Raw genomic sequence first — 25,445 nt, 5'->3', positions numbered from 1 at the left:
AGGAGATCTTGGACCAACTGTTCACCGTCCCGGAAGCGGCCGAACTGCTCAGCACCTCGGTTCGCTTCGTCCGCCGACTGATCGCCGAACGCCGGATCGAGTTCGTGAAGGTCGGGCGGCACGTGCGCATCCGAGAGTCCGCACTGATCGCCTTCGTCGTCGCCGGGACCGTCGCGCCCATGACGACCTTCGACGCAACCGGGAGGGCCGCCTGATGGCGAACAAGGACAACCACCGTCGTTTCGGCAACATCCGTAAGCTGCCCTCGGGGCGATTCCAGATCCGCTATCCCGGACCGGACGGGCGGATCAGGACAGGTGAGGACACCTACGAGCGCAAGGGCGACGCCGACCGGGCGCTGACCCTGATCGAGGGGAAGATTCTTGCCGGAACGTGGACCGACCCCGAGCGGGCCAAGGTCAGGCTCGCGGAGTATTCGGCAACCTGGATCGACCAGCGCCCCGGGCTCCGGCCGAGGACGATCGATCTCTATCGCTGGCTGCTCAAGAAGCACATCACGCCGTATCTCGGCAACGTCTCACTCGGCAAGCTCTCCACGGCGATGATCCGGCAGTGGCGGGCGGACCTGCTCGGTAAGGGCGTCTCGGTCAGCATGGCGGCCAAGGCGTACCGACTCCTCCGCGCCGTGCTCATGACGGCGGCCGAGGACGACCGGATCATCTCCCGCAACCCGTGCCGGATCCGCGGGGCCGGCGACGAGCACGCCGAAGAGCGACCGGTCCTCTCCGTGGGGCAGGTCTTCGAGCTGGCTGACAAGGTCGGGCGCCGCCCGCTAGGCAGCATTCGCGGGCTCAAGAGAGGTGAGGGGCACCGTATCCGGTTCCAGCGGCATGGCGAGATGCGGACTTACCCGGAGGTCTTCCCGACGCGGGCAGAAGCCGAGCGGGCGCTGTGGCGGATGATCGACACCGGCCAGGCCGACTGCACGCATGATCGGCGGTACAGGGCTTTCGTGCTCCTGGCCACCTTCGCGAGCCTGCGATGGGGCGAGATCACCGCGCTGACCCGAGCGGACCTCGACCTCGACGCAAGTACGGTCCGCGTTCGCCTGGCCTATGTGGAACGCTCCACTGGCGAGCTGGTCCTTGGTCCGCCCAAGTCCAAAGCGGGCAAGCGCATCGTCGGCATTCCGCAGGCCATCATCCCGGCCCTGAAGGAACACCTGCGGCTCTACGTGAAGCCTGACGTGGGAGCGCTGATCTTCACCGGGGTCAAGGGCGGTCCGATGCGCCGGAGCGGGTTCAACAAGCTCTCGGGATGGGTCGAGGCGGTGAAAGCGATCGGTGTTCCGGGGCTGCACTTCCATGATCTCCGTCACACGGGAAACATGATCGCGGCGGACTCAGGAGCGGGGCTCAAGGACCTCATGGCACGCATGGGACACGACAACGTCCAGGCCGCGATGATCTACCAGCACGCCGTACGGGGAGCCGACAAACTGATCATCGAAGCCATCGACAAGCACCTGATCGGGCACGAACGGGCACGCGACGATGACGACGACGACCCGCCCGACCTGCTGGTTCCCGCCGGATGACCCACGAGCCCTAATGGCACGCTAATGGCACGCGGAGATCAACAGCTCTAGAAAACAACGAAGCCCAGGTACCGAATCCATCGGTCTACCTGGGCTTTCAGTCTGAGAGCGGGTGACGGGAATCGAACCCGCGCTGTCAGCTTGGGAAGCTGATGTTCTGCCATTGAACTACACCCGCGTACGACCCGAAGTCGCGTCCCCCACTGTAGCGGAAACTTGCCCCGGATCAGCAATCCCCGCACCCCGGACTTTCACCTCGGGCGGTAGGTTGCTCTGCGTGCTGCTATCCGACCGTGACATCCTCGCCGAGATCGACGCCGGCCGGCTCGTCCTCGATCCTTTCGACCAGGACATGATCCAGCCGTCCAGCATCGATGTGCGGCTTGACCGGTTCTTCCGGGTGTTCGAGAACCATCGTTACCCTCACATCGACCCGTCCGTGGAGCAGCCGGATCTTACGCGGATGGTGGAGCCGGCCGGGGACGAGCCGTTCATCTTGCATCCTGGGGAGTTCGTGCTGGCGTCCACGTACGAGATGATCACGCTGCCCGATGATCTGGCGTCGCGGCTGGAGGGCAAGAGTTCGCTCGGCCGGCTGGGGTTGCTGACGCATTCGACGGCGGGGTTCATCGATCCGGGGTTCAGCGGGCATGTGACGTTGGAGTTGTCGAACGTGGCGACGTTGCCGATCAAGTTGTGGCCGGGGATGAAGATCGGGCAGTTGTGCGTGTTCAGGCTCAGCTCTCCTGCCGAGCATCCGTACGGGTCCGACAAGTACGGGTCGCGCTATCAGGGGCAGCGGGGGCCCACGCCCTCACGGTCGTTCCGTAACTTCCATCGGACGAAGATCTGATCAAAGGTGAACATCAGGTGAACAGTCGGGGAACATGTCGGTACGCGATGTGGGGGCACCCCGGGTCGAGGCGATCCGGACGGGCCGTTTAAGGTCAGCTAGAGCTGCAAAAAGCGCCCAAACTACCGGGGTTTCCGGTGTCGTACAACCTGCTCCGGGTAGCCATTAGGCGAAGGGGACATGAAGTTCGTATTTCGCCTGGCTACCCGTACCCTCTTCCACGGACCATCCCCGCACATCTGGAGAACGACGTGCGCCTGCGTCTCACGCCTCGTGAGGACAGCTACTACGACCTGTTCGCCGACTCGGCGAACAATCTGGTCACCGCATCCCGGCTACTGGTAGAGATCATCAGCGACGGATCGGACAGGGAGGCCCTGGCCGAGAAGATGCGCGCCTGCGAGCACGCCGGCGATGAACGCACTCACGCGATCATGAACCGGCTCAACGAGAGCTTCATCACCCCCTTCGACCGGGAGGACATCTACCGGCTCGCCTCCAACCTCGATGACGTGATGGACGCCATGGAGGCGGCCTCCGACCTCATCGTGCTGTACCAGATCGACCATCTGCCCAAAGACGTCGTCAGGCAGGTCGAGGTGCTGGAGCGGGCCGCGGAGCTGACCGCGGAGGCCATGCCGCGGCTGCGTTCGATGAAGAACCTCAACGAATACTGGATCGAGGTCAACCGCCTGGAGAACCAGGGTGACCAGGTCTATCGGAGGTTGCTGGCCAAGCTGTTCAGCGGCGAGTACGACGCCCTCACGGTCATGAAGATGAAGGAGGTCGTCGACGCCCTCGAAGAGGCCGCCGACGCCTTCGAGCACGTGGCCAACACCGTCGAGTCGATCGCGGTCAAGGAAAGCTAAGCCCGGTGGACCTCACGCTCGGCCTCGTCATCGGCGTGGTCGTCATCGCACTGGCCTTCGACTACACCAACGGGTTCCACGACGCGGCGAACGCCATCGCGACCTCCGTCTCGACCCGGGCCCTCACCCCCAGGGCCGCGCTGTTCATGGCGGCAGCCATGAACTTCATCGGCGCCCACCTGGGCACCCAGGTCGCGCAGACGGTCGGCAAAGGCATCATCGACGCGCCCGACGGTTCACACGGTCTGGTCATCGTGGCCTCGGGACTTATCGGCGCGATCGCCTGGAACCTGATCACCTGGTATTTCGGGCTGCCCTCCTCCTCCAGCCACGCCCTCATCGGCGGCCTGATGGGCTCGGCGCTGGCCTCGGCCAGCGTGGTGCACTGGGACGGCGTCCTGGAGAAGGTCGTCATCCCGATGATCTTCTCGCCCCTGGTCGGTTTCAGCCTCGCCGCCGCGATCATGATCGCAATTTACTGGATCTTCCGCAACAGCCAGCCGGGCAAGACCAACCGCGGCTTCCGCTACGCGCAGACCGTCTCGGCCGCCGCCATGGCGCTCGGGCACGGGCTGCAGGACGCGCAGAAGACGATGGGTGTGATCTTCCTGGCGCTCACCGTCGGCGGTTTCGCCGAGCAGGACGACCCGATCCCCCAGTGGGTCATCCTGGCCGCCGCGGGGGCGATCTCGCTGGGCACGTACGCCGGCGGCTGGCGCATCATGCGAACGCTGGGCCGGCGCATCATCGCGCTCGACCCGCCCCAGGGCTTCGCCGCGGAATCGGCGGCGGCGACCGTGCTCTACGGGGCCGCCATCGGGTTCGGGGCGCCCATCTCCACCACGCACACGATCACGTCAGCGATCATGGGAGTGGGGGCCACCAAGCGGCTCAGCGCCGTGCGGTGGGGCGTCGCGGGCAACATCGTGACGGCGTGGATCCTCACCATCCCGGCCGCGGCGCTCGTGGCGGCCGTCTCCTACTTCATCCTTCACGCGATCATCGAGTAGGCGTCGTACACCGGCCTCGGGAGCCGCCGTACAGCAGTCTCAGGAACCCTGTGCGGCGGCCTCGGGAGCCGCGTACATCACGTCCACGTCCCACCGGTTGAAGCCCAGGGACTCGTACAACCTGATCGCCGCCGTGTTGGCCTCGTCCACGTACAACATCGCCTGGGCGAGGCCGCGCGCGCGGAGGTGGTGCAGCCCGGCCAGGGTGAGGGCCCTGCCGAGGCCGGTGCCCTGCTGTGAGGGGTCGACCCCGACGACGTACACCTCGCCCAGGGGCTCGTGGCCGTGCTCGGACGAGCCGTGCACCTTCGTCCAGTGGAAGCCGGCCAGCCGATCGCCGTGGAAGGCCAGGAAGAAACCCCCGGGGTCGAACCAGGGCTCCTGCTCGCGCCGCAGCAGATCGTCCATCGTCCACGCGCCCTGCTCGGGGTGGTGGGCGAAGGCCTCGGCGTTGACCTTGAGCCACGCCTCCTCGTCCTGGCCTGGCACGAACGTGCGCAGGGTGACGCCTGGTGGCAGGGCGAGGGGATCCAGCGGGGCGAACAGGGAGCGGCGCATCTGCCAGAGCGAGCGCACCCGTTCGAAGCCGAACGCGGCCGCCAGCGCCCCCGCCCCCTGATGCCCTCCGTGGGCCCACAGGCGCGGCCTGCCTCCCGTCAGCTCCATCACGGACGTCAGCAGCCGCGCGCCGTTGCCGCGCCGGCGGTGGGCGGGGTGGACGACGAGCTCCACGCTGGGGCCCTCGACCTCGTCGGTGGGGTCGACGTGGGCGTAGCCCGCCAGGGTGTCGTCCTCCATGAGAAGCAGGGAGCGGGCCTGCGGGTCGCCGCCGTAACGCAGATGGAGCATCACGTGTTCGTTGAGCGGCCGCACGCCGTCGGTCTCCGTCGCCGCCTGGACCAGGCCGAGCACGTCGGCGATCTCCTGGTCATCGAGTACTTGCCGAACTTCCACGCGCACACTCACAGAACGAACTCTAGGCCTATGACTGGCAAATAACGCCATGGGACGGCCCGGCAAATCGTTACCTTTGCGACATCGGCTGCACGGACAACAGCCGTAACGTCTTGGGCCATGACGTCTCGTTCCTTCCTCCGGCTGGCGCTGGCCGGAGCCGTCGCCTCGGGAGCGGTCACGCTCGCCGCCCTTCCGGCGGACGCGAGCAGACCATCGCGTACGGTCCCCGTACGGCTGCTCGCCCTCAACGACTTCCACGGCAACCTCGAGGCGCCGACCGGCTCCTCCGGCCGCATGGTCGACGAGCACGGCGACACGGTCGACGCCGGCGGCGCGGCCTACGTCGCGACCCACATGAAGGCCCTGGCCGACAAGAACACGATCGCGGTGGCCCAGGGCGACCTCATCGGGGCGACACCGCTGATCTCGGCCGCGTACCACGACGAGCCGTCCGTCGAGTTCCTGGGCAAGCTGGGGCTCAAGGTCGCCGCGGTCGGCAACCACGAGTTCGACGAGGGCTACGCCGAGCTGCGGCGGATCATGAAGGGTGGCTGCCACCCGGTCGACGGCTGCTCGCCCGCGGGCGAGTGGAAGGGCGCGAAGTTCGACTACGTCGGCGCGAACGTCCTGTTCAAGAACCGCCACGAGAAGACCGACGCGCTGGCGGCGCTCGGCGGCGCGAACGCGGCGAAGGTCAGGCAGGCGCTGTCTGGCTGGGGCGTGCCCGCGCTGCCGCCGGTGAGCGTCAAATGGATGAACGGCGTGCCGATCGGCTTCATCGGCCTGGTCACGCAGACGACGCCAGGCATCGTGTCGAGCGAGGGGATCAAGAACCTCACGTTCACGGACGAGGTCAAGGCCGCGAACGTGGCCTCCAAGCTGCTCAAGCTCGTGGGCGTCAAGGCCCAGGTCGTGCTCGTGCACGAGGGCGACCAGGTGAACCAGGGCCAGTCGCCGGACGCGTGCAGCGCGGTCCCCGGGGCGGGCAACCGCATCGCGACGCAGGTGGACCCGGAGATCGACGTGGTGCTCAGCGGCCACTCGCACCAGGCGTACGTGTGCACCGTGAAGGACCCGGCGGGCAAGGACCGGCTCTTCTCGCAGGGCGGCTCGTTCGGGCGGGTCATCACGCAGGTGGACCTGAAGGTGAACGCCAGGACGCGGGACATCGACCGCGCCTCGATCGTGGCGGACAACCACGTGGTTACCAGGACAGTCACCGCAGATCCTGAAATTTCGGCGTTCGTGGAGACGTGGAAGGAGCGCGTCGCCCCCGTCGCCAACAAGGCCGTCGGCACGATCACCGCCGACATCACGAACACGGCCGGCCCCTCCGGCGAGTCGCCCCTCGGCAACCTCATCGCCGACGCCCAGCTCGCCGCCACCAGGACCGGCGGCAACGCGCAGATCGCGCTGATGAACCCGGGTGGGGTGCGGGCCTCGCTGTCGCACGTGTCGTCACCGGCCGGCGAAGGCGACGGGACGGTCACGTACGGTGAGGCCTTCACCGTGCAGCCGTTCAACAACCTCATGCAGGTCGTCACGCTGACCGGCGCCCAGCTCAAGACGGTGCTGGAGCAGCAGTTCACCGGCGGGCCCAACAACCAGGCGTTCACCAAGATCCTGCAGCCCTCGGCGAACTTCACCTACGCCTACAGCACCAGCGCGCCCTGGGGCTCGAAGATCTCCGAGATGAAGATCGACGGGACGCCGGTGACCGACACGCAGACCATCCGGGTCGCGGCCAACAACTTCCTGGTGGGAGGCGGCGACGCGTTCCTCGCCTTCAGGGACGGCACCGACCTGTGGAGCGGGCCGCTGGACATCGACGCCTTCGTCGACCACCTCGGCAAGGACAACCCGATCGCGCCGCCCGCGACCGACCGCATCACCGTGACCGGCTGACCGTCCGCGCCCGCCCCCGCTTCTCAGGGGGCGGGCCACCCCCATCCGGTACGGCACCCCGCCGCACATGGCCGGGCCACAACCCCCATCCAGTACGGCACCGCCAACGTCACCCACCCGCCGCACGTGGCCGGGGGCCTCCAGGGAGACGCGACCTGACCCCGCACGGGGCCGGCCGCCGCAACGGCGCCCCGCCGGCCCGCCGGCTGCCCGACCTCTTGCCCGTCACCCGGAACCTCACACGCCGGCGGACCGGACTCGTCTCTGTCAGGGGTTGTGCACGAGCCACTTCCGGTCGATCTCCGCCTGGAGGTCGACCCCGTGGTGGCGGGCCAGCAGCACCACGTGGCAGAGCACGTCGGCCAGCTCGGCCCGGTAGCCCGCGTCGAGTTCGTCCTCGGTGCGCCCCTTCGTCCTGGCCCGGCCCGTGCGCATCAGGAACGCCTGGGTCAGCTCGCCGACCTCCTCCTGCAGTTTGAGCAGGAACCAGACGTCGTCCCGTTCGATCCCCAGCTTGTCCGCATAGCGCTGGGAGACGGACTCGACCTCGTCGGAGAGCCGGCGCAGATCCATGGCCGTGAGTGTAGGGCGCGGGCTCAGGAGCCCTCGTAGCAGGGGAGGACGAGCACGAAGCGGGCGCCAGGGAAATGGTCGGCGATGGTGAGCGTGCCGCCGTGGGACAGGGCGATCTCCCTGGACAGGGGCAGGCCGAGGCCGCTGCCGCTCTGGTCCTTGGCCTTGGCGCTGTCCAGCCTGGTGAACCGCTCGAAGACCCGTTCTCTGTCCTCGGGGGCGATGCCCTCGCCGTCGTCGGTCACCGTCGTCACCACCTTGCCGTCCATCACGGCCACCTCCAGGTCGATCCTGGTGTCGGCGTGCCGGGTGGCGTTGTCCAGGAGGTTCGTCAGGAGCCGGTCGATCTGCACGGGCGAGCCGTACACGGGGGCCGACGCGCAGAGGTCGGGGACGATGGCCACCCTGGAGTCTTCACGGCGGCGTACCTGCTCCACGCAGAGGCGGCACACGTCCACCACGCGGCGGGGCGCGACCGTGCCCGCGTCGAGCCTGGCCAGCATCAGGAGCTCGTCGATGATGCCGGTGAGCCGTTCGGCGGCGGTCAGCGCCAGCGCTCCCGTGGCGGGCCAGTCGGTCTCGTCCGGGATGGCGTTGGCCAGCTCGAGCTGGGTGCGCATGGCAGCGATGGGGCTGCGCAGCTCGTGCGAGGCGTCGGCGACGAAGCGCCGCTGGGTCTCGGCGGAGCGTTCGAGGCGGTCGAGGGTGTCGTTCGTGGTGGTGGCCAGGTCGGTGATCTCGTCTCCCGTGTCGGGCACGGGGACGCGCCTGCTGAGGTCCTGGCCGGTGATCTCGGCCAGCTTGGCGCGGATGCGCTCGACCGGGCGCAGCGCGAATCCGACCACGAGCCATGTGATGCCCGCGACGCTCGCCAGGATCAGCGGGGTGACGACGAAGGTCTGGGCCTCGAACCATGTGATGGCGCGGTCGACGTCGGTGAGCGACGACGCGCCGTACACGGTGACGGGGCCGTCCCGGGTCGGCACGGTCATGGACATCACCAGGAAGTGGGTCTGGTCGCCATTCTGCTCCTGCGGCGCCCACGTCTCCGAGATGTAGAGCTTGTCGAGCTCGGAGGGCCGGAACGCCCTGAGCTTCCGGTCGACGTGGCGGCCGGTGGTGGCCGCGAGCACGTCGCCTTCCGAGGTGACCACCTCCAGGAAGTGCACGCGCGGCGGGGCTGCGAGGGCCGTGGACAGATCTCCGGCTCTGGCGTCGCTCGCGACCCTGCGTACGGACACCTCGACCCTGTCCCGGACGACGTCGCGCAGGCTGCTGGGGACGGTGGCGAGCATGAAGGCGGACGTGGCGAAGAGGACCAGCGCCGCTATCGCGGTCGCGATCGCGGTCAGGCGCGCCCTGATCGAGCGGGGAAACAGTCGTATCACTAGCGTATGAACTCCAATGTCACCATGGGTGACATTTACCCGTATGAGGCAATCGCACCATTAATGACTCTGATCTGCTGCTATACCCTTCCCACACATTGATCGAACAATGATCCGGTTACGCACGGTTCAGTGGAGACGCTCAGGGCGATTCCGCCGAGAGCATGACCCCCCTGTCGCCCGCGGGCTCCGGCGGCCAGGGTGAACGCCATGAAACTTCTCGTACTGGGCGGCACGGAGTTCGCCGGGCGGGCCGTCGTCGAGGAAGAAGCGTGCGTCAAGGTGACCGGGTCCGACGCCGAGCTGCGCTGGACGCCCGAAGAGCGCATCCTCGCCGCGGGCATCGAGCCGTGGACCGACCTGCCGATCTGGCCGGATGAGCCGCCGGGGTCACGGGCGGCGGGCGTCCCCGCGGGTGCGGACGAGGTCGTACGCGGCGGCCGCCAGGGCGATCACGACCGACACCAGCACCGCCATCAGGCCGTGGCGGAAGGCAGTCGCCCAACCCTGGCCCAGCGCGCCGAAGAACGTGGAGCCCGCCACGGCGATCCCGATCGCCGACCCCAGCCGCTGCCCCGTCTGCAGCACGCCCGCCGCGCTCCCCCCGCCCTCAGGCGGCACCTCCGACAGCGTGATCGCCTGGTTGGGCGAGATGACCAGACCGCTGCCCATGCCCGCCAGCAACAGCGGCAGCACCGTCGCCAAGCCCACCGCTCGCCCAGGCACCAGCACGGTCGCCAGCATCGTCGCGCAGAGCCCGGCGATCACCATCGTCAGGCCCACCGCCACCACGCGCCGGCCGGCGCGCGACACGAGCCGCCCGCCGACCACCGAGGCCGACGCCGAGCCGAGCGCGAAGGGCGTGATCGCCAGCCCGGCCATCAGCGCGCTGTAGTGCAGCCCGACCTGCAGATAGAGGGTGAAGATGAAGAAGATGCCCGTGAAGCCGGCGAAGTAGAACAGCGCGATGGCCGTCCCCAGGCTGTACGAACGTTTGCCGAACAACGCCAGGTTCACCAGCGGCTCGCGCGGATAGCGCCGCTCCCAGAGCACGAAGGCGGCCAGCACCACCAGCGCGACGGGGATGAGCAGCCATTTCGTGTTCCCCTCCCACTGGTGCCGCTGGATGAACGGCAGCAGCAGCCCCACCACGCCCAGGCCGAGCAGCAGCACGCCGACCGGGTCCATGCTCTCGCGCCGCCCGGTCCCCGGCCGGGCCGGCAGCGCCCGCCAGGCCAGCGGCAGCAGCACGATCCCGATCGGCACGTTCACCAGGAACACCCACCGCCACCCCTGGTCGGCTCCGGCCAGGCCGACGAGCAGGCCGCCGATCAGCGGCCCCGCGGCCGTGGACACGCCGATGGTGGCGCCGAGCGCCCCGAACGCCCGCCCCCGCTCGGCCCCGCGGAACATCTGCTGGATCAGCCCCGACACCTGCGGGTTGAGCGTGCCGGCCGCCAGACCCTGCACGAACCTGGCCGCGATCAGCACGTTCATCTCCGAGGCGAGCCCGCACGCCGCGCTGGAGGCGGTGAAGAGCGCCACGCCCGTCATGAAGATCGTGCGCCGGCTCCTGGCGTCCCCCAGCCGCCCGGCGGGAACCAGCAGCAGCCCGAACGCGAGCGCGTACCCCGACACCGTCCACTGCAGCCCGTCCTCCGACGCGTCCAGCGCTTCGCGGATCGACGGGACGGCCACGTTGACGATGCTCACGTCCAGCCCGCTCATGAACGCCGCAATCAGGCAGATGGCCAGCGCGTGCTTGCGCGTGTCACCTCCCAATGCCCTCATCACGGGAGTCTCACCGCAGATCAGCGGCGGAAACGTGCCCCCGTACCAGAGGCAATGGTTCGTTTCTCCGCATAAGGCGAGTAACGTCCGATCATGGACACGATGGCCGTGGAGCAGAACGGCATCAACGCGGTACCCGAGTCCGAGCGGCACGGGCGGCCGAGAGATCTCTTCTGGCCGTGGGCGGGCTCGAACCTGTCGCTGTTCGGCGTCGCGTTCGGTGTCTACCGATTTCGTCCGTAGTGCTGCGGCCTTCAGCTGAAGGCCGGGGGTGAAGCGGACCGTCCCGCGTAGTGGGGCAAGAACAGCCGATTCGCCGCCAGGCGAACCGGCGTCCACCCCGATCAGACCGGCCGGTTCTGCTGCTCGATGTACTGCTTAGACGCGGGCGCATGTGGCCCGCCTGGAGTTGAGCGCGGCCCAGGTGGCGGTGCTGGACGGCCAGGCGCACACCGCCCGCGCGCTGTGGAACCTGTTGCACGAGTACTTCACCTTCCGGCAGGGCCGGTTCGCGTCGTTGAAGGAGTGCGACGAGGCGATCCGGGCAGCCCGCCGTGAGATCGATTGGATGGCGCAGTTACCCGCTCAGGCGGCGCAGGCGGTGTTGAAGACGTATCGGCAGGCGTGGGCGAATTTCTTCAACCCTGATCACCCCGCCCAGCGCCCGACGTTCAAGGCCCGGTTCCGATCCCGGCCGGCCGTGGACATTCCGCAGGCCCGCGACCTGCAGATCAAGCGGGTCAACCGGCGGTGGGGCGCGGTCAACGTGCCCAAGCTCGGGCGGGTACGGTTCCGGTGGACCAAGGACCTGCCCGGCCTCACCAAGGGCGGCCCGGCCGGGCGAATCACCGGAGCCCGGCTGGTCAAGGACGCCTTCGGCTGGCAGATCGTGTTCCGGACCCAGACCATGGCCACTCCGGTTCCAGATGCCCCTCCTGGTCCGGCCGTGGGGATCGACCGGGGGATCACCGTCGCCTTGGCCCTGTCGGACGGCACCATGCGTAAGCACGGGCCCTGGCTGCGCGACGGCGAGAGAGAGCGCCTGCGCCGGCTGGAGAAGAAGTCGGCCCGCCAGCGGCGCACCCGGCATCCTGGCGGGCATCCTGACGGGCATCGTGGCGGGCAGGCCTCGCATCGGCTGGCCCGCACCTACGACCAGATCGCCCGGCTCCGCGCGACGGCCAAGCGCCGAGCCCTTGACTGGCAGCACCAGACCACCACCGAACTGGCCCGCACGTTCGGCATCGTCGTGGTGGAGGATTCAACGATCACGAACATGGTCCGTTCGGCCACCGGCACGGTCGCCAACCCCGGCGTGAACGTCGCGCAGAAGACCGGGCTGAACCGCTCGATCGCCGGGCAAGCGTGGGGCCGGGCGGTCACCCTGCTGGAATACAAGGCCATCGACCAGGGCGGCCACGTCGTGAAGGTCCCCGCGCGGGGGACCTCACAGACCTGTCACCAATGCGGCCACCGTGACCCGGCGGCCCGGGACGGAATCAGGTTCTCCTGCGCCAACCCCGCGTGCGGCTGGACCGGCCACGCCGACACCAACGCCGCGATCAACATTCGCAACGCCGCAGGAACTGTGGTGTCAGGACGTGGAGACCTCGGGGCTGCCCGGTCCGCGAAGCGTCAACCCCCGCGCGCCGCTTAACCACTACGCGACGGGAGAATCTCCGGCCTTCAGTTCAGGCCGGGGAGGAGTTCAATCGTCGGGGTTGTCGATGCTGGCGCTCGGCGTACCGATCAGGCGGCACTACGCGGTGCTGATCGACGGGCTGCTCATGGTGCTGGGCGGTTACTACCTGCTGTTCGTCTCCACCAGCTTCCTCGCCACCTTCCAGGCCTTCCTGGCGATCATCGGCGTGGTGATGGCGGCCTGGGCCGCGGTCTTCCTGGTGGACATGTGGCGGCTACGGGAGGGCGGCCGCTCGTACGGCGGGCCGGGCGGCGCGGACCGCGAGCGGCTCCTGCGTCCCGGCGCGCCGGCGCTGCACTGGCCCGGCCTGGTGTCGCTGGTCGTGGCGTCGATCGTCGGGCTCGGCCTCATCACCTCGGCCGACGAGAACATCGCCAAGGTCCTGGGCTTCCTGATGAGCGACGAACTGCGGACCGGCACGTTCGGGGCGGCGAACATCGGCGTGGTGGTCGCCCTCGTGGTGGCCGGCGCGCTGTACTACCTGCTGACGGCGTTCACCCGGCGTGGCGGCCGCGGGACACGGTGACCTGGCGGTCACCCGGCGTTACGCTGAGTGGACATGTGCAACCTTCCGTTGCGGCTGCTGCAGTGGGCGACGCACGTCACGGCGTGCGGGCTGCTGCTCATCGCCATCGTCACCGTGCTGCGCGACGGCCTCGTGGCCGTGGCCGCCGGAGGTGTGCTGCTCGGCCTCGTCTACTCCACCGGCCCGATGATCGAACGCAGGCCCATCCCGGCGCTCGTGTGGCTGGGCCTGGTGACGGGCGGCTGGGCCGCGCTGGCCGTGGCGGCGCCGCCGTTCGTGTGGCCGGTGTTCGGGCTGCTCTTCGCCTACCTGCGGATGTTGCCGCTGTGGGCGGCCATGTTCGGGGTGACGGTGCTGACGTCGGCGGCGGTCGCGGCGGCGGCCTGGCACGCGGGCGAGCTGACGGTGCCGCTGGCGCTGGGGCCGGTGTTCGCGGCGGTGCTGGTGACGTTGCTCGGGCTGGCCTGCGAGGCGCTGCACGCGGAGGCGGCCCGCACCTAGCACGGCTGCTATTCACCAGCAGAATCAGCAGGGCTCGCGTGTCAGAGGATCGCGTCCATGGCGGTGGTGGCGGCGCGGGTGACGACCTCCGGCATGGGCAGCGCGGCGTCGCCGCGGCGGAGGGTGGCCATGGCGGCAGCGATCACCGCGCCCGTGAGCCGATGATCGCGTGCGCCTCGGTGTCGTCGATCTCGTCGGGAAAGGCCACCGCGAGGGCCTCTGCCCACTGGGCCTGGATGTCGAGACGCGTGTGAGCACCTCGCGCATGGATTCGCCGGGCCGCCGCCCGGCCAGTAGCTCGTTGACCGTCTCCACCTGATCCGGCTGGTCAGCGAAGACCAGGTCTTCTTTGGCGGGGAAGTAGGTGAAGAACGTCGCGGGGGAGATCTCGGCTGCCGCGTAGATGTCGGCGACCGTGGCGGCCTCGATCGGCCAGGCCATGCGAGAACGGCGATCAGCGTCCTGACGGGAAGGCGGAAGGCCGAACGCCGCGGCTGCGCCCCTCCCTGTTGCACGCTGTGCCTCCAGAAAGCCGAGGCGGGCCGCCGCCTTGCGAGAAGCATGGCCGCCCTGCTGCTACGTCAACGGGGTTTGTCGACCTAGAGCGCCAGGTCGACCACTACTGGCAGGCCGAACGACGTGATTATCAACACGTACTGCTGGCGTTGACCCCAAGTTTGGTTGAGGTGCTTAAGTGTTCCGCATGCACACAAACGTCCAAGCACCGGTTATCGAGGACTCCAGCGTCGATCACAGCGTCGACCGCGAGGCCATCACGCAGATCATCAAGAATGTCGAAACTGCCTACAACACCAACGACGCCGAGCTCATGGTGTCAGATCTGGCAAGCAATGCCATCATGGGCAACGCCGTCGGCACGCTGGCTCACGGTCGCGACGTGGTGCTCGAGGCGAGCCGGGCCGGACTCGCCGGGTTCCTTAAGGATGAGTACGTGCGATACGACGTGCTCGACGTCGTGTTCCTTCGTCCGGATGTCGCCATTGCCCACAAGGGAGCTCGCGCAGCAAACGACAAGGGTGAGCTCATCGACCGCGAGCATGTCATGGTCGCCCTCTACGTGCTTGTCAAAGAGAACGGCCGTTGGTGGGCGGTGGCCCGGCACAACACCCTGGTCCCGCAACCGGAGTGAGTGGCTCTCGGCGGGCCCTGGCAACCTGACTTCGAAGCATGTGCGCAGCCCGTTCGGTGTCTTGATCTTGGCCTTTGGTCGGGTGGCCATATCGGGGTACGACCGTAACCGCTCCAGCTGGTCTTCGGAGAACATCCGGGGCGACATCGACCACCCCACACAGTCACCGATCAGGAACCGTGCGAACGGTAGCGGCAGTGATCAACAAATGGAACCTGCCTGTATCGGTGCAGGTCAAGCAGATCCGTTGGAAATTTCCCAGGACTACATCCAGGCCGACCGCCTCGCCGGCCAGGCGGAGGGCACCGCCCAGGAGCGCAACGGCTCCGGATGGGGCGGGTGCGCGCTCACCCTGCTCGACCTCGTACGAACTCGCTACGACGCAGTGGCCGAGCGGATGGCACGGGTACTTGACGGGCCACTCGGCCACACCGTGATCGTCACCTTCGCCATCGCTGACCACGTTGAGGCGTGTGCCCGCCTGAACGAGCCCCATCGGGCGACCTCGGCATTCGCCCGGTTCGACGCCTGGGCAGCGGCCAGCGGCCGACCATGGGCGGCGGCAGTCGCCCACCGTTGCCACGCCCTGCTCGCCCCACGCGACGAAGCCGAGGCGCACTTCGACTCGGCGCTCGCGATGCACTCCCGGGGCGGGCGGCCTTTCGAACGAGCCAGGACTCAGCTGATGTACGGCGAATGGCTGCGGCGGGCACGGCGCCGCGCTGACGCCGGCGCGCAACTCAGCGCCGCCTTGGCCGGCTTCACCGCGATGGGCGCCGCGCCCTGGGCTGAGCGAGCCCGCATGGAACTGGCCGCGACCGGCGTCCCCGTCACGGTGCCGAGCCCTCGCGCCGACACCGCACCGCTCGACACCCTGACCCCTCAAGAACTGCAGGTGGTGCGGCTCGCCGCCACCGGGGCCACGAACCGGCAGATCGGCGCCCAGCTCTTCCTCAGCCCCAGAACCGTGGGCTTCCACCTCTACAAGGCCTCTCCCAAGCTGGGCGTCTCGTCGCGGGCCGAACTGGCGGGCATCGACTTCGGTCCTACCGGTGACCGGATTCGGCACGACGCGCAGCAAGGGGAAACGCCGAAACCCGGCCAGAGGAGTGCGCACCTCATGGGAGGCGTCCGCAGTGAACTGCCGGATCCGTTCGACGGCGTCGAGCGCGCATCCCCCGTACCGGTTCGGTCGCCTGACGCGAGGTGGCGTCGGCGGCACGCTCGTGGCGATTCTTGACGCGGACGGGACGCCTGGCGAAATGCCTGGCAGGGCCGGTGAGATGCCCTACGCGGTCGTGGGGCGCGGGTGGGCCGGGTCTAGCTCGCGAGGAGTCCCGGTCAGGCCGTCACGATGGCGAAGTCCGGCACCGGCCGGTCCAGTACGGCGACCAGCCGCTGCAGCGCCGCCGTGTTGCCCTCGCGTTCGACCCCTTCGACGCCCTTGCCCGCCAGCAACCCCACGAGCTGCTCCTTCGTCAGCCGCAGGGTCAGGTCGGCGGCGGCGTCGCGCGGGTCGCGCTGCTGGACGAGCACGCCGTTGCACAACGTCGTACGGTGCCGCTCCCCCAGGTCGGTCAGGTGCCAGTCGATGGCCAGCCGCTCGTGCCAGGCGCGCGGCCCGTCGACGCGGATGGCGATGGAGTCGAAGATCTGCTCGACGCTCAGCGCGGCGAGCAGGTCCGGAGAGGTGACGTCCATGGTGGCGGGCACGATGCCGTCGGCCAGCTCCAGGGCGCCCATGAGGTAGAAGTTGCGCCAGGTGGCGTTCTCGGCCCCGTGGCCCAGCCTGGTGTAGACCTCGGCGAGCAGGTCGCGGGCCTCCTTGTTGCCCTCGTCGGCGAAGACCGCGTGGTTGAGCAGTTGGGCGGCGAAGCGCAGGTCGTTCTCGCCGATGTAGCGCCGGGCGAACTCCACCACGCCGGCGGCGCCCCCCAGGCACGCGACGTAGCGGATGGCGCTCTCCCTGGGCGGGTGCTCCCACAGGTGGGCCGGGTTCCCGTCGAACCAGCCCAGGTAGCGCTGGTAGACGGCCCTGACGTTGTGGGAGACCGAGCCGTGATAGCCGTGGGTGTGCCAGGCCCGCTCCAGCTGGGGCGGCATGGTCATGGCCTCGGCGATCTCGGGGCCCGTCAGGCCCTTGTTGATCAGGCGCAGCGTCTGGTCGTGCAGGTAGGCGTACATGTCGCGCTGCTGCTCCAGGAAGCGCACGATGGCCTCGCCGCCCCAGGTGGGCCAGTGGTGCGAGGCGAAGGCGACGTCGGCCCGGTCGGCGAACAGGGAGACGGCCTCGGTCAGGTAGCGTGCCCACGCGCGGGCGTCGCGCACCGCGGCGCCGCGCAGGGACAGCAGGTTGTGCTGGTTGTGGGTGGCGTTCTCGGCCAGGCAGAGGGCGCGATGGTCGGGCAGGAGCAGGTTCATCTCCGCGGGGGCCTGGGCACCCGGCGTGAGGTGGAAGATCATACGGATGCCGTCGATCGTCTCCTCCTGGCCGGTACGCGTGAGGTCCAGCGTGGGCGGGATGAGCGACACGGTGCCCGTCGAGGCGGTCATGCCGAGGCCGCAGCCGATCTGCCCCTCGGGCGAGCGGGGCAGCGCCCGGCCGTACAGGTAGACGGCGCGGCGGGTCATCGCGTGGCCCGCGTAGACCCGTTCGGACGCGGCGTGCTCCAGGAACCCGGCGGGGGCCAGGATCGGCACGCCGCCGTCGGTGACGCCGCGCACGCCGCCGAAGTGGTCGACATGCGTGTGGGTGTAGATGACGCCGGTGACCGGGCGATCGCCGCGGTGGGCGCGGTACAACTTCAGCGCCGCGGCGGCGCACTCGGTGGAGATCAGCGGGTCGATCACGACGACGCCCCGATCGCCCTCGACCAGCGTCATGTTCGACAGGTCCAGGCCGCGCACCTGGTAGACGCCGCTGGTGACCCCGTACAGTCCCTGCCTGGCGCAGAGCCGGCTCTGCCTCCAGAGTCCGGGATGGACCGTCTCCGGGCAGTCCTCCTGGAGGAAGTCGTAGGAGTCGCCGTCCCAGACGACCCGGCCGTCCGCCGTTCTGACCACCGCCGGGCTGAGCTTCGCGATGAAGCCGCGGTCGGCGTCCGCGAAGTCGCCCTGGTCGTGAAGTGGAAGGTCTGCCATGCCGTGTGGCATGCCCGAGAATCACTCCCGATAGCTCAATAGACTTCCCTAATAGCATGAATCTCGGGCAATAAGGACATATGACAGCCGGGCGTTGCCGGTCGCCGTTCGCGTATTCTCGCGGTCGTGAGAGCTTGCGTGTTCGACCTCGATGGCGTGCTGGTGGACTCCGAGCCCGTGTGGGAGGAGGTGCGCCGGGCGTTCGTGGCCGAGCACGGCGGCGCCTGGCAGCCCGAGACGCAGTCCAGGCTCATGGGCATGAGCACCGCCGAGTGGGCCGCCTACCTGCACGAGCTCGGCGTACGCAGGCCACCCGCCGAGATCGCCCGCGGCGTCGTCGACCAGATGGCCGCCCGCTACCGCGACGGGGTGCCGCTGATGCCGGGAGCGGTGAAGGCGGTGCGGCGCCTGGCCGAGCGCAACACGCTGGGGCTGGCCAGCTCGTCCCCGCGCACGCTGATCGACGTGGTGCTGGACGCCGCCGAGCTGAAGGAGTGCTTCGCCGCCACCGTGTCCACCGAGGAGGTCGCGCGCGGCAAACCCGCCCCCGACGGCTACCTGGAGGCGGCCCGGCGGCTGGACGTCGACCCCCGCGGCTGCGTGGCGGTCGAGGACTCCAGCAACGGGCTGCGCTCCGCCCACGCCGCCGGCATGCATGTGATCGCCGTACCCCACCCGCGCTACCCGCCGGCGCCCGACGCGCTCGCCCTGGCCTGGCGCGTACTGCCCAACCTCGACGCGCTCACCCCCGAGCTGCTCTCGTGAACGCCGGGCCGGGTTGGCTAAGCTTTGGGAACCGTGCGCGATATAACGGTCTTCAGCGGCAGTGCCCACCCCGAGCTCGCGGAGGAGATCTGTGCCCATTTGGGCACTCCCCTGCACCCCGTCCAGGTCCACCGGTTCGCCAACGACGTGCTCGAAGTGCAGTTGCAGGCCAACTGCCGCGAGCGTGACGTCTTCCTCATCCAGCCGCTCGTCCCGCCGACGCAGGAGAACCTCGTCGAGCTGCTGCTGATGCTCGACGCCGCCCGCGGCGCCTCCGCCGCACGCACCACGGTCGTCCTCCCCCACTACGCCTACGCGCGCAGCGACAAGAAGGACGCTCCCCGCATCTCCATCGGCGGCCGGCTGGTCGCCGACCTGATGGTGGCCGCCGGTGCCAGCCGGGTGCTGGCGATGACGCTGCACTCGCCGCAGGTGCACGGCTTCTTCAGCGTCCCCGTCGACCACCTGCACGCCCTGCGCGAGCTGGCCGCCCACTTCCGCCAGTACGACCTGTCCAACACGGTCGTCGTCTCCCCCGACCTCGGCAACGCCAAGGAGGCCGCCGCCTTCGCCCGCCTGCTCGGCACCGACGTCGCGATGGGCGCCAAACAGCGCTTCAGCGACGACCGCGTGGTGATCAGCTCCGTGATCGGCGAGGTGGCCGGCAAGGACGTGATCATCCTGGACGACGAGATCGCCAAGGGTTCCACGGTCATCGAACTGCTCGACCGGCTGCGCGAGCGGGGCGTCAGATCCGTCCGCGTGGCCTGCACCCACGGATTGTTCTCGGCCGGGGCGGTGGAACGGCTCGGCGAGCTGCCGGAGGTCGAGGAGATCGTCTGCACCAACACCGTGCCGCCGCCCAAGCCCTGCGACAAGCTCACCGTCCTGTCGATCGCGCCCGCCCTGGCCGAGGCCATGCGCCGCATCCACGACGGCGAGTCGGTGAGCGCCCTGTTCAACACCGGCCCCTGAGCCTCCGCCATGCCGTTGGGGTAACCGCCATCATGTCCACATCTCACGGGAGCAAGCGCCGTGCTTGATACGAGGTTCAAGCACGGCGGACACCGCCGAGAAACTGGCCGCCGAGCTCGGCGACGCGGTGGCCGTACAGCCCGGCGCGACCTCCTGCGTGGTGAACATCACCACCGACGCCGCCCGCGCCTTCCCCGGGCAGATCGGCTACGGCACGTCCAAGGCGGCGCTCGAGGCCCTCACCCGGGCGGCGGCTCTCGACCTGGCCCCCAGCGGGATCCGCGTCAACGCCGTCGCTCCAGGCCCTGTGCAGACAGGGTGGATGGACGCCGACACGTACGAGCATGCCCGCTCCGTCGTGCCCATGAGACGGGTGGGCGAGCCGGCCGACATAGCCGACGCCGTCGTGTTCCTCGCCTCACATCAGGCCCGCTGGATCACCGGCCAGGTGCTGCAGGTGGCCGGAGGCCACGCGCTCTGACGTCCACGAACCCGCCCGTTGGTGCTCAGCCGAAGCCGCCGTTGCTCATGAGCAGCTGGCCGTTGATCCACTGGCCCTGTGGCGAGCAGAGGAAGTCGACGAGGTCCGCGGTGTCCTGTGGCGTGCCGAGACGGTTGAGCGGCGTCTGGCGGATGCACTGCTCGCGGACCTCGTCCGGCATCCACCCGGTGTCCACCGGTCCTGGGTTGACCACGTTGGCGCTGACGCCGAGGTGGGCCAGCTCGTGCGCGGCCGCCAGCGTGATGCGGTCGAGGGCGCCCTTGCTAGCGCCGTAGGGCAGGTTGCCGACGGTGTGATCGCTGGTGAGGGCGACGATCCGGCCGGTTCCGTGGGCGCCGCGGAAGCGGCGGCCGTATTCGCGGATCAGCAGCCAGGTGGCCCGCGCGTTCACCGCGAAGTGCCGGTCGAAGCTCTCCACGGTGGTGTCGAGCAGGCCCGAGTCGACCGACTCGCAGTGGCACATGACCAGCGCGGTGACGTCGCCCAGCGCCTGCTCCGCCTCGTCGAAGATCCTGGTGGGGGTGGCCACGTCGGAGAGATCCGCCTCGATCGCCACCGAGGCCGCGCCGGCGTCCGCGAGGGCCGCGGTGATCGCGTCGGTCGCGCCCGGCTCGACGCCCCAGGCCATGCGCTCGTCGTAGGGGGACCAGTGGGAGAAGGCGATGTCCCAGCCCGACGTCGCCAGCCGCCGGGCGATCCCCGCCCCGATGCCGACGGTGCGGCCCACGCCTGTGATCAGCGCGACCTTTCCTGTACGCCGTGAATCGATCATAGTGGCCATCATGCACGCAGCGACCGAACGCCTGCTGAAGGATTTTCTCGACAGGATCGAACCTGCCGTCCCCCTGGTCGCACTCTGGGCGCACGGCTCGCTCGGGGCCGGCGACTACCGTCCGGGCCGCAGCGACCTCGACCTGATCGCGGTGCTCGACTCGCCCGTGACGATGCAGCAGTGGCGGAACATCAAGGCCGTGCACCGGTCGCTCGAACAGCCCCTCGCCGGCCTGCTGCACTGCTCCTACATGCCCCGCCAGGAGCTGGACGATCTCGCTGCCGAGCATGTGACCTGGGCCCACGAGCGCATCTTCCGCCGTCCCGTCACCGCCGTCACGCGGCGCGAGTTGCACACCGCGCCCCTGCGGCTGTACGGCCCGCCGCCCGGCGAGGTGCTGCCGCCGGTGTCGGACGAGGACCTGATGGCGTTCGTCCGGTCAGACCTGCGGGACTTCTGGCTGGCCAAGACCCGGGCGCGGCGGCGCTGGCTGCAGGACGTCTGGGTGGACCTGGGCGTGCTGACGGTCGCCAGGGCCACGGTCACCCTGCGGGAGGGCCGCCTGATCAGCAAGCGCGAGGCTTTCGACGTGCTGGCCGGGATGGACGCGCCGGAGAACGTGGTGGCCGACATCCGCGCCCGCAGGTACGGCACTCCGCCTCCGGTGCTGAGCCGGTTCAGGAGGGCGCGGCTGGCGCGGGCGTTCGTCAGGTCGGCCATCAGGAAGGCCCTGGCCTGAGGGTCGCCGCCGCGCACCTGGGAGTCCCTGGAATACCACGAACGGCTATCGTTGGCGCGTACTACCTGAATTGGGGAAAGGGCGGCAAATGGGGGAGATCAGGCAGTCCTATCTGGTGGCCGCGACGTCGGCGGTGTCGCTCCTGCGCCACCCCGCCGTGAGCACGTCGTGGGACAAGCCGAGCGCGCTGACGGAGTTCGGCGTCGCGGGACTGGCCGGGCACCTGGCTCACCAGCTCGTCAGGGTAGGCGACGTGCTCCCGGCGGACGGCGAGGTCCAGGAGCCCGTCGACCTCCTCGAGCACTATTCGCGCTCGCCGTGGGTGCAGGCCGGCCTCGACCATGAGAGCAACGTGGGCATCAGGCGCGGCGGCGAGGCGGCCTCGGCCTGCGGGCCCGCGGCGCTGGCGGACAAGGCTCAGGCGCTGCTCGACCACCTGAGCGCCGCGCTGCCCGCCGAGCCGGCCGACCGGGTGGTGATGCTGCCCTGGGCCGGCTGGTGCCTGCGGCTGGACGACTTCCTGCTCACCCGGCTGGTGGAGCTGGTCGTGCACTCCGACGACCTGGCGGCCAGCGTGGGCGTGGACACGCCCGAACTGCCGCCGGCCGTCATCGAGCCCGTCGTGGACCTGCTGGCCCGCCTGGCCGTGCACCGCCACGGAGCCACCGCGGTCATCCGCACCCTGAGCCGGGCCGAGCGCGCACCGGCGGCGATAAGCGCCTTCTGAACGAGGTCGGCACGGGTGCCTTCCGGTCATGACGTGCTCCCGAACCGGGGCGCCGCCATGACGTGCTCATACGCAGGGCCGTGACCAGTCGCGGCCCTGCAGCGCGTTGCCCGGACAACTTATGGAATGAATCATTCCGTTCTGCTAACATGAGAGTAGAACGTTCCGTTCCAATGTGTTGAAGGGGTTCGCATGACCATGCTCGTCACCGGGGCCACCGGGACCGTCGGCCGTCACGTCGTCGAGGAGCTCCTCGAAGCCGGCCGGCCGGTTCGGGCCCTCACCAGGAACCCTGCCAAGGCCGCCCTCCCCGAAGGCGTCGAGGTCGTCGCCGGAGACCTCGCCGATCCCCGCTCCCTGCACGGCGTCTTCGACGGCGTCACCGGCGTGCACTTCATCAACTTCGCGGGCGACGACTACGCTCCCCTGCCCGACGGCGCCGAACTCGTCGCCCTGGCCGTCAAGGCGGGCGTACGGCGGGCCACGGTGCTCGGCGGACGCGAGGACGGCACCCTGGAGCAGGCGCTCGCCGCGACCGACCTGGAGTGGACGCTGCTCCACCCGGTCGAGTTCATGTCCAACACGCTGCGGTGGTGGGCCCACTCGGTCAGGGCGGAAGGCGTCATCAAGGAGCCGTTCGGCGACCGGCTGAGCGCGCTGGTGCACGAGCGCGACATCGCCGCTGTGGCCGCGAAGGTGCTGGTCGAGGGGGGACACGGCGGTAAGGCGTACACGCTGACGGGCCCCGAGGCGATCACGACCAGGGAGAAGGTGGCGATCCTGGCGAACGCGATCGGCAGGGACGTCGCGTTCGTCGAGCTGACGGTCGACGAGGCCAGGGCGAAGTGGGCCGCCGACGGCATGGGCGAGCAGACCATCGAGTTCCTGGTGGACGCGCTCGGCAACACCCCCGAGGTCGGCTACACGGTGGTGCCGACCGTGCGTGAGGTCACCGGCCGGGAGGCGCGCGGCTTCGCCCAGTGGGCCTCGGAGAACGCCGGCGCCTTCCGCGCGTGATCCATGCCCTCGACCGGCGCCCGCGCAGCAGGCGGGCCCCGGTCGAGGCAGCTCGACGCCCTCCCGATTCGCTCTCCCTCGATCGGCGAGCGGCGGTTACTACTTTCGTCGTCATACATCTCGCCGGCCGCCCCATACGCTGTGGACATGCGGTTCGTCCTGCTCGGCTCCGGTGTGTTCGCGGCCTCGCTGCTCGTGGTGCACGGGCAGGTCGGGGTGGCGTCTAGCATGCCCCTCCCGGTGCTGGTCGCGATCGCCGCCGCCGCGGGCCTGGCCGCCTGGCAGGTCAGGCGGTCCTGGTGGCCGCTGGCCGTCGTGGGCGCCGTCGGGTACGCCTGGCTGGTGATGTGGCCGCCGCTGATGGTCGCGTCCTACTACGCGGGCCTCACGCTGAGCAGGGGCCGCGGCATAGCCGCCTACCTCGGCGGCTGCCTGGCGGTGTGCGGGATCTCCGCGCTGGTCGGCGAGTGGCAGGACGGCCCTCACCGGCTCGCCACCGCGAGCCCGGCCAACGCGGTGGCCATGGCGCTGGCCGTGATCGGGCTGCCGCTGGCGCTCGGTCTCTGGGTACGCGCCCGCCGCGAGGTCCTGGAAGCGGCCAGGGAGCGGGCCGAGCGGCTGGAACGCGAGCAGGTCATGCGCGCCGAGCAGGCCAGGGCTCAGGAGCGGGCCAGGATCGCCAGGGAGATGCACGACGTGGTCGCGCACCGGGTCTCACTGATCGTCCTGCACGCCGGGGCGATGGAGATGCGGGCGGCCGACGACGAGACCGCGCGGTCGGCCGCCATGATCGCGGGGATCGGGCGGGAGGCGCTGGCCAACCTGCGCGACGTGCTCGGGGTGCTCCGCTCCCCTCCACAGAGCCTGCTGGGCGCGGGCGCGCCGGAGGATTTGCGGCCGCCGCCCACGCTGGACGACCTCGACCGGCTGCTCGACCAGACCCGCGCCCTGGGCATCGCGGTGACCAGGCACGACGAGGGCGAGACGCGGCCGGTGGAGGCGACCGTGGAGCGGACGGCGTACCGCGTGGTCCAGGAGGCGCTCACCAACGTGCACAAGCACGCCGGGAACGCCGGCGCGGACGTGCGCATCCGCTTCGGGAGCGACGCGCTGGAGGTGGAGGTGCGCAACGAGGCGCCCCGGCCGCCGCACAGGGAGCCGGGGTCGCCGTACGAGGAGCTGCCCGGCGCGGGCTGGGGCCTGATCGGGCTCCGGGAACGCGTCGAGCTGCTCGGCGGCACCCTGCGCGCCAACGCCGAGGAGGGCGGCGGCTTCCTGGTGAGCGCCAGGATCCCGGCGTGACCCGCAGCACAAGGAGGTTCCGATGATCAGGGTGCTCGTCGTGGACGACGAGGAGCTCGTACGGTCGGGGTTGCGGCTGATCCTGGAGGCCGCCGGTGACATCGCGATCGTCGGCGAGGCCCGTGACGGCGCCGAGGCCGTGGCGGCGGCGCGGCGGCTGCGGCCCGAGGTCGTGTTGATGGACGTGCGCATGCCGGGCATGGACGGCCTGACCGCCGCCGCCCGGCTGCTGGCCGTGCCCGACCCGCCCAAGCTGGTCATGCTGACGACGTTCGACCTGGACGAGTACGTGCACGAGGCGCTCCGCCTGGGCGCGGTCGGGTTCCTGCTCAAGGACACCCCGCCGCGGGAGCTGGCCGCCGCCGTGCGTACGGTCGCGGGCGGCCAGGCCATGCTCTCCCCGTCGGTGACCAAGCGCCTGCTGGCCTCGTACGTGGATCGTGCCCCTTCACGCGCCGAGGCCGCGCGCAGGCAGCTCGCCGGGCTCACCGGACGGGAGGAGGACGTGGTCAGGGCCGTGGCCCGCGGCCTGTCCAACGCCGAGATCGGCCGCGAGCTGCGCCTGACGGAGGCCACGGTGAAGGCGCACGTGAGCCGGGTGCTGGCCAAGCTGGGCCTGGCCAACCGGGTCCAGGCCGCCATCCTGGTCCACGACGCCGACCTCGGCTAGAGCCGCCGTCCTGGTGCGCCACGCCGGCTTCGGGCAGGGCCGCCGTCCTGGT

General features: G+C 69.7%; 26 protein-coding genes, 1 tRNA gene and 2 pseudogenes. 21 read left to right on the top strand and 8 right to left on the bottom strand.

The window, feature by feature from the left end; translation table 11 throughout:
- Nucleotides 1-8: 8 nt before the first annotated feature.
- Nucleotides 9-215, top strand: coding sequence for a helix-turn-helix domain-containing protein (locus ABGB01_RS29770; RefSeq protein WP_225271124.1), 207 nt, complete (start codon nucleotides 9-11; stop codon nucleotides 213-215).
- Nucleotides 215-1,558, top strand: coding sequence for a site-specific integrase (locus ABGB01_RS29765; RefSeq protein ID WP_347776839.1), 1,344 nt, complete (start codon nucleotides 215-217; stop codon nucleotides 1,556-1,558). Before ABGB01_RS29770 ends, ABGB01_RS29765 begins: the two co-directional genes overlap by 1 nt.
- A 107-nt stretch (nucleotides 1,559-1,665) precedes the next feature.
- Here the strand turns inward: ABGB01_RS29765 and ABGB01_RS29760 are convergent.
- Nucleotides 1,666-1,736: transfer RNA gene (locus ABGB01_RS29760), tRNA-Gly, on the bottom strand.
- Nucleotides 1,737-1,835: 99 nt separating this feature from the next.
- Here ABGB01_RS29760 and dcd point away from each other — a divergent pair.
- From dcd to ABGB01_RS29745, 3 genes are all read left to right on the top strand, one after another.
- Nucleotides 1,836-2,411, top strand: a complete 576-nt coding sequence (gene dcd, locus ABGB01_RS29755; RefSeq protein WP_347649155.1) for a dCTP deaminase — start codon at nucleotides 1,836-1,838, stop codon at nucleotides 2,409-2,411.
- Nucleotides 2,412-2,662: 251 nt separating this feature from the next.
- Entirely contained in the window at nucleotides 2,663-3,280 is a 618-nt protein-coding gene (locus ABGB01_RS29750; protein WP_106243913.1) for a DUF47 family protein, read from the top strand.
- Nucleotides 3,281-3,285: 5 nt separating this feature from the next.
- Nucleotides 3,286-4,290, top strand: a complete 1,005-nt coding sequence (locus ABGB01_RS29745) for an inorganic phosphate transporter (protein WP_347617010.1) — start codon at nucleotides 3,286-3,288, stop codon at nucleotides 4,288-4,290.
- Between the two features lie 39 nt (nucleotides 4,291-4,329).
- Here ABGB01_RS29745 and mshD read toward each other — a convergent pair whose 3' ends face one another.
- A complete protein-coding gene (mshD, locus tag ABGB01_RS29740; RefSeq protein WP_347776838.1) occupies nucleotides 4,330-5,256 on the bottom strand; it encodes a mycothiol synthase in 927 nt (308 codons plus the stop codon).
- A 108-nt stretch (nucleotides 5,257-5,364) separates the two neighbouring features.
- Between mshD and ABGB01_RS29735 the strand changes: the two genes are divergently transcribed.
- Nucleotides 5,365-7,152 (top strand): bifunctional metallophosphatase/5'-nucleotidase, encoded by a 1,788-nt coding sequence (locus ABGB01_RS29735; RefSeq protein WP_347776837.1) that lies wholly within the window; start codon nucleotides 5,365-5,367, stop codon nucleotides 7,150-7,152.
- 267 nt (nucleotides 7,153-7,419) lie between these two features.
- Here the strand turns inward: ABGB01_RS29735 and ABGB01_RS29730 are convergent, their stop codons facing one another.
- Complete coding sequence (locus tag ABGB01_RS29730) at nucleotides 7,420-7,725, bottom strand: pyrophosphatase (RefSeq protein WP_347776836.1); 306 nt, start codon at nucleotides 7,723-7,725, stop codon at nucleotides 7,420-7,422.
- 23 nt (nucleotides 7,726-7,748) lie between these two features.
- Nucleotides 7,749-9,113: a HAMP domain-containing sensor histidine kinase gene (locus ABGB01_RS29725; RefSeq protein WP_347776835.1), complete on the bottom strand. Its 1,365-nt coding sequence runs from the start codon at nucleotides 9,111-9,113 to the stop codon at nucleotides 7,749-7,751.
- Nucleotides 9,114-9,380: 267 nt separating this feature from the next.
- On the opposite strand from ABGB01_RS29725, the pseudogene ABGB01_RS29720 reads away from it, so the two are divergent.
- Nucleotides 9,381-9,503: pseudogene (locus tag ABGB01_RS29720) on the top strand (reductase); the annotation flags it as partial.
- Here the strand turns inward: ABGB01_RS29720 and ABGB01_RS29715 are convergent.
- A complete protein-coding gene (locus ABGB01_RS29715; protein WP_347776834.1) occupies nucleotides 9,504-10,904 on the bottom strand; it encodes an MFS transporter in 1,401 nt (466 codons plus the stop codon).
- A gap of 93 nt (nucleotides 10,905-10,997) precedes the next feature.
- Between ABGB01_RS29715 and ABGB01_RS29710 the strand changes: the two genes are divergently transcribed.
- The 4 genes from ABGB01_RS29710 to ABGB01_RS29695 all read left to right on the top strand — a co-directional run bounded on the left by ABGB01_RS29710 (nucleotide 10,998) and on the right by ABGB01_RS29695 (nucleotide 13,633).
- Complete coding sequence (locus tag ABGB01_RS29710; protein WP_347776833.1) at nucleotides 10,998-11,147, top strand: hypothetical protein; 150 nt, start codon at nucleotides 10,998-11,000, stop codon at nucleotides 11,145-11,147.
- A gap of 151 nt (nucleotides 11,148-11,298) precedes the next feature.
- A complete protein-coding gene (locus ABGB01_RS29705) occupies nucleotides 11,299-12,561 on the top strand; it encodes a transposase (protein ID WP_347776832.1) in 1,263 nt (420 codons plus the stop codon).
- A 64-nt stretch (nucleotides 12,562-12,625) separates the two neighbouring features.
- The gene (locus tag ABGB01_RS29700) at nucleotides 12,626-13,132 is read left to right on the top strand and encodes a hypothetical protein (RefSeq protein WP_347776831.1); all 507 of its coding nucleotides are present in this window, start codon (nucleotides 12,626-12,628) and stop codon (nucleotides 13,130-13,132) included.
- Nucleotides 13,133-13,165: 33 nt separating this feature from the next.
- Entirely contained in the window at nucleotides 13,166-13,633 is a 468-nt protein-coding gene (locus tag ABGB01_RS29695; RefSeq protein WP_347776830.1) for a hypothetical protein, read from the top strand.
- A gap of 342 nt (nucleotides 13,634-13,975) precedes the next feature.
- Here the strand turns inward: ABGB01_RS29695 and ABGB01_RS29690 are convergent.
- Nucleotides 13,976-14,074, bottom strand: a pseudogene (locus ABGB01_RS29690) (TetR family transcriptional regulator); the annotation flags it as partial.
- Nucleotides 14,075-14,336: 262 nt separating this feature from the next.
- Between ABGB01_RS29690 and ABGB01_RS29685 the strand changes: the two are divergent.
- Nucleotides 14,337-14,783 (top strand): SgcJ/EcaC family oxidoreductase, encoded by a 447-nt coding sequence (locus ABGB01_RS29685; RefSeq protein ID WP_347776929.1) that lies wholly within the window; start codon nucleotides 14,337-14,339, stop codon nucleotides 14,781-14,783.
- Nucleotides 14,784-14,823: 40 nt separating this feature from the next.
- Complete coding sequence (locus tag ABGB01_RS29680; RefSeq protein ID WP_347776829.1) at nucleotides 14,824-16,023, top strand: helix-turn-helix transcriptional regulator; 1,200 nt, start codon at nucleotides 14,824-14,826, stop codon at nucleotides 16,021-16,023.
- Nucleotides 16,024-16,124: 101 nt separating this feature from the next.
- On the opposite strand, the gene ABGB01_RS29675 is transcribed toward ABGB01_RS29680, so the two are convergent.
- A complete protein-coding gene (locus ABGB01_RS29675; protein ID WP_347776828.1) occupies nucleotides 16,125-17,924 on the bottom strand; it encodes an alkyl sulfatase dimerization domain-containing protein in 1,800 nt (599 codons plus the stop codon).
- Nucleotides 17,925-18,050: 126 nt separating this feature from the next.
- Between ABGB01_RS29675 and ABGB01_RS29670 the strand changes: the two genes are divergently transcribed.
- The 3 genes from ABGB01_RS29670 to ABGB01_RS29660 all read left to right on the top strand — a co-directional run bounded on the left by ABGB01_RS29670 (nucleotide 18,051) and on the right by ABGB01_RS29660 (nucleotide 20,145).
- Nucleotides 18,051-18,689 carry an HAD family phosphatase gene (locus ABGB01_RS29670; RefSeq protein ID WP_347776827.1) on the top strand — a complete coding sequence of 213 codons (639 nt, stop codon included), beginning with the start codon at nucleotides 18,051-18,053 and terminating at the stop codon, nucleotides 18,687-18,689.
- A 33-nt stretch (nucleotides 18,690-18,722) separates the two neighbouring features.
- Nucleotides 18,723-19,664, top strand: coding sequence for a ribose-phosphate diphosphokinase (locus ABGB01_RS29665; protein WP_347776826.1), 942 nt, complete (start codon nucleotides 18,723-18,725; stop codon nucleotides 19,662-19,664).
- Between the two features lie 64 nt (nucleotides 19,665-19,728).
- Nucleotides 19,729-20,145 (top strand): SDR family oxidoreductase, encoded by a 417-nt coding sequence (locus ABGB01_RS29660; protein WP_347776825.1) that lies wholly within the window; start codon nucleotides 19,729-19,731, stop codon nucleotides 20,143-20,145.
- A gap of 25 nt (nucleotides 20,146-20,170) precedes the next feature.
- Here ABGB01_RS29660 and ABGB01_RS29655 read toward each other — a convergent pair whose 3' ends face one another.
- Complete coding sequence (locus ABGB01_RS29655) at nucleotides 20,171-20,938, bottom strand: SDR family oxidoreductase (RefSeq protein WP_347776824.1); 768 nt, start codon at nucleotides 20,936-20,938, stop codon at nucleotides 20,171-20,173.
- A 10-nt stretch (nucleotides 20,939-20,948) separates the two neighbouring features.
- On the opposite strand from ABGB01_RS29655, the gene ABGB01_RS29650 reads away from it, so the two are divergent.
- The 5 genes from ABGB01_RS29650 (at nucleotide 20,949) to ABGB01_RS29630 (ending at nucleotide 25,393) form a co-directional block, all read left to right on the top strand.
- The gene (locus ABGB01_RS29650; RefSeq protein ID WP_347776823.1) at nucleotides 20,949-21,677 is read left to right on the top strand and encodes a nucleotidyltransferase domain-containing protein; all 729 of its coding nucleotides are present in this window, start codon (nucleotides 20,949-20,951) and stop codon (nucleotides 21,675-21,677) included.
- Nucleotides 21,678-21,765: 88 nt separating this feature from the next.
- A complete protein-coding gene (locus tag ABGB01_RS29645) occupies nucleotides 21,766-22,404 on the top strand; it encodes a maleylpyruvate isomerase N-terminal domain-containing protein (RefSeq protein ID WP_347776822.1) in 639 nt (212 codons plus the stop codon).
- 192 nt (nucleotides 22,405-22,596) lie between these two features.
- On the top strand, nucleotides 22,597-23,421 hold the full coding sequence (locus ABGB01_RS29640; protein ID WP_347776821.1) for an NmrA family NAD(P)-binding protein: 825 nt from the start codon (nucleotides 22,597-22,599) through the stop codon (nucleotides 23,419-23,421).
- Between the two features lie 147 nt (nucleotides 23,422-23,568).
- Nucleotides 23,569-24,723, top strand: coding sequence for a histidine kinase (locus ABGB01_RS29635; RefSeq protein WP_347776820.1), 1,155 nt, complete (start codon nucleotides 23,569-23,571; stop codon nucleotides 24,721-24,723).
- A 22-nt stretch (nucleotides 24,724-24,745) separates the two neighbouring features.
- Nucleotides 24,746-25,393, top strand: coding sequence for a response regulator transcription factor (locus ABGB01_RS29630; protein ID WP_347776819.1), 648 nt, complete (start codon nucleotides 24,746-24,748; stop codon nucleotides 25,391-25,393).
- Nucleotides 25,394-25,445: the final 52 nt, after the last annotated feature.

Source organism: Nonomuraea sp. B5E05 (genome assembly GCF_039880665.1).
In the GTDB taxonomy this organism is placed as follows: domain Bacteria; phylum Actinomycetota; class Actinomycetes; order Streptosporangiales; family Streptosporangiaceae; genus Nonomuraea.
Note: the sequence above shows the minus strand (reverse complement) of the source record. Positions and strands in the feature narration are given on the sequence as shown.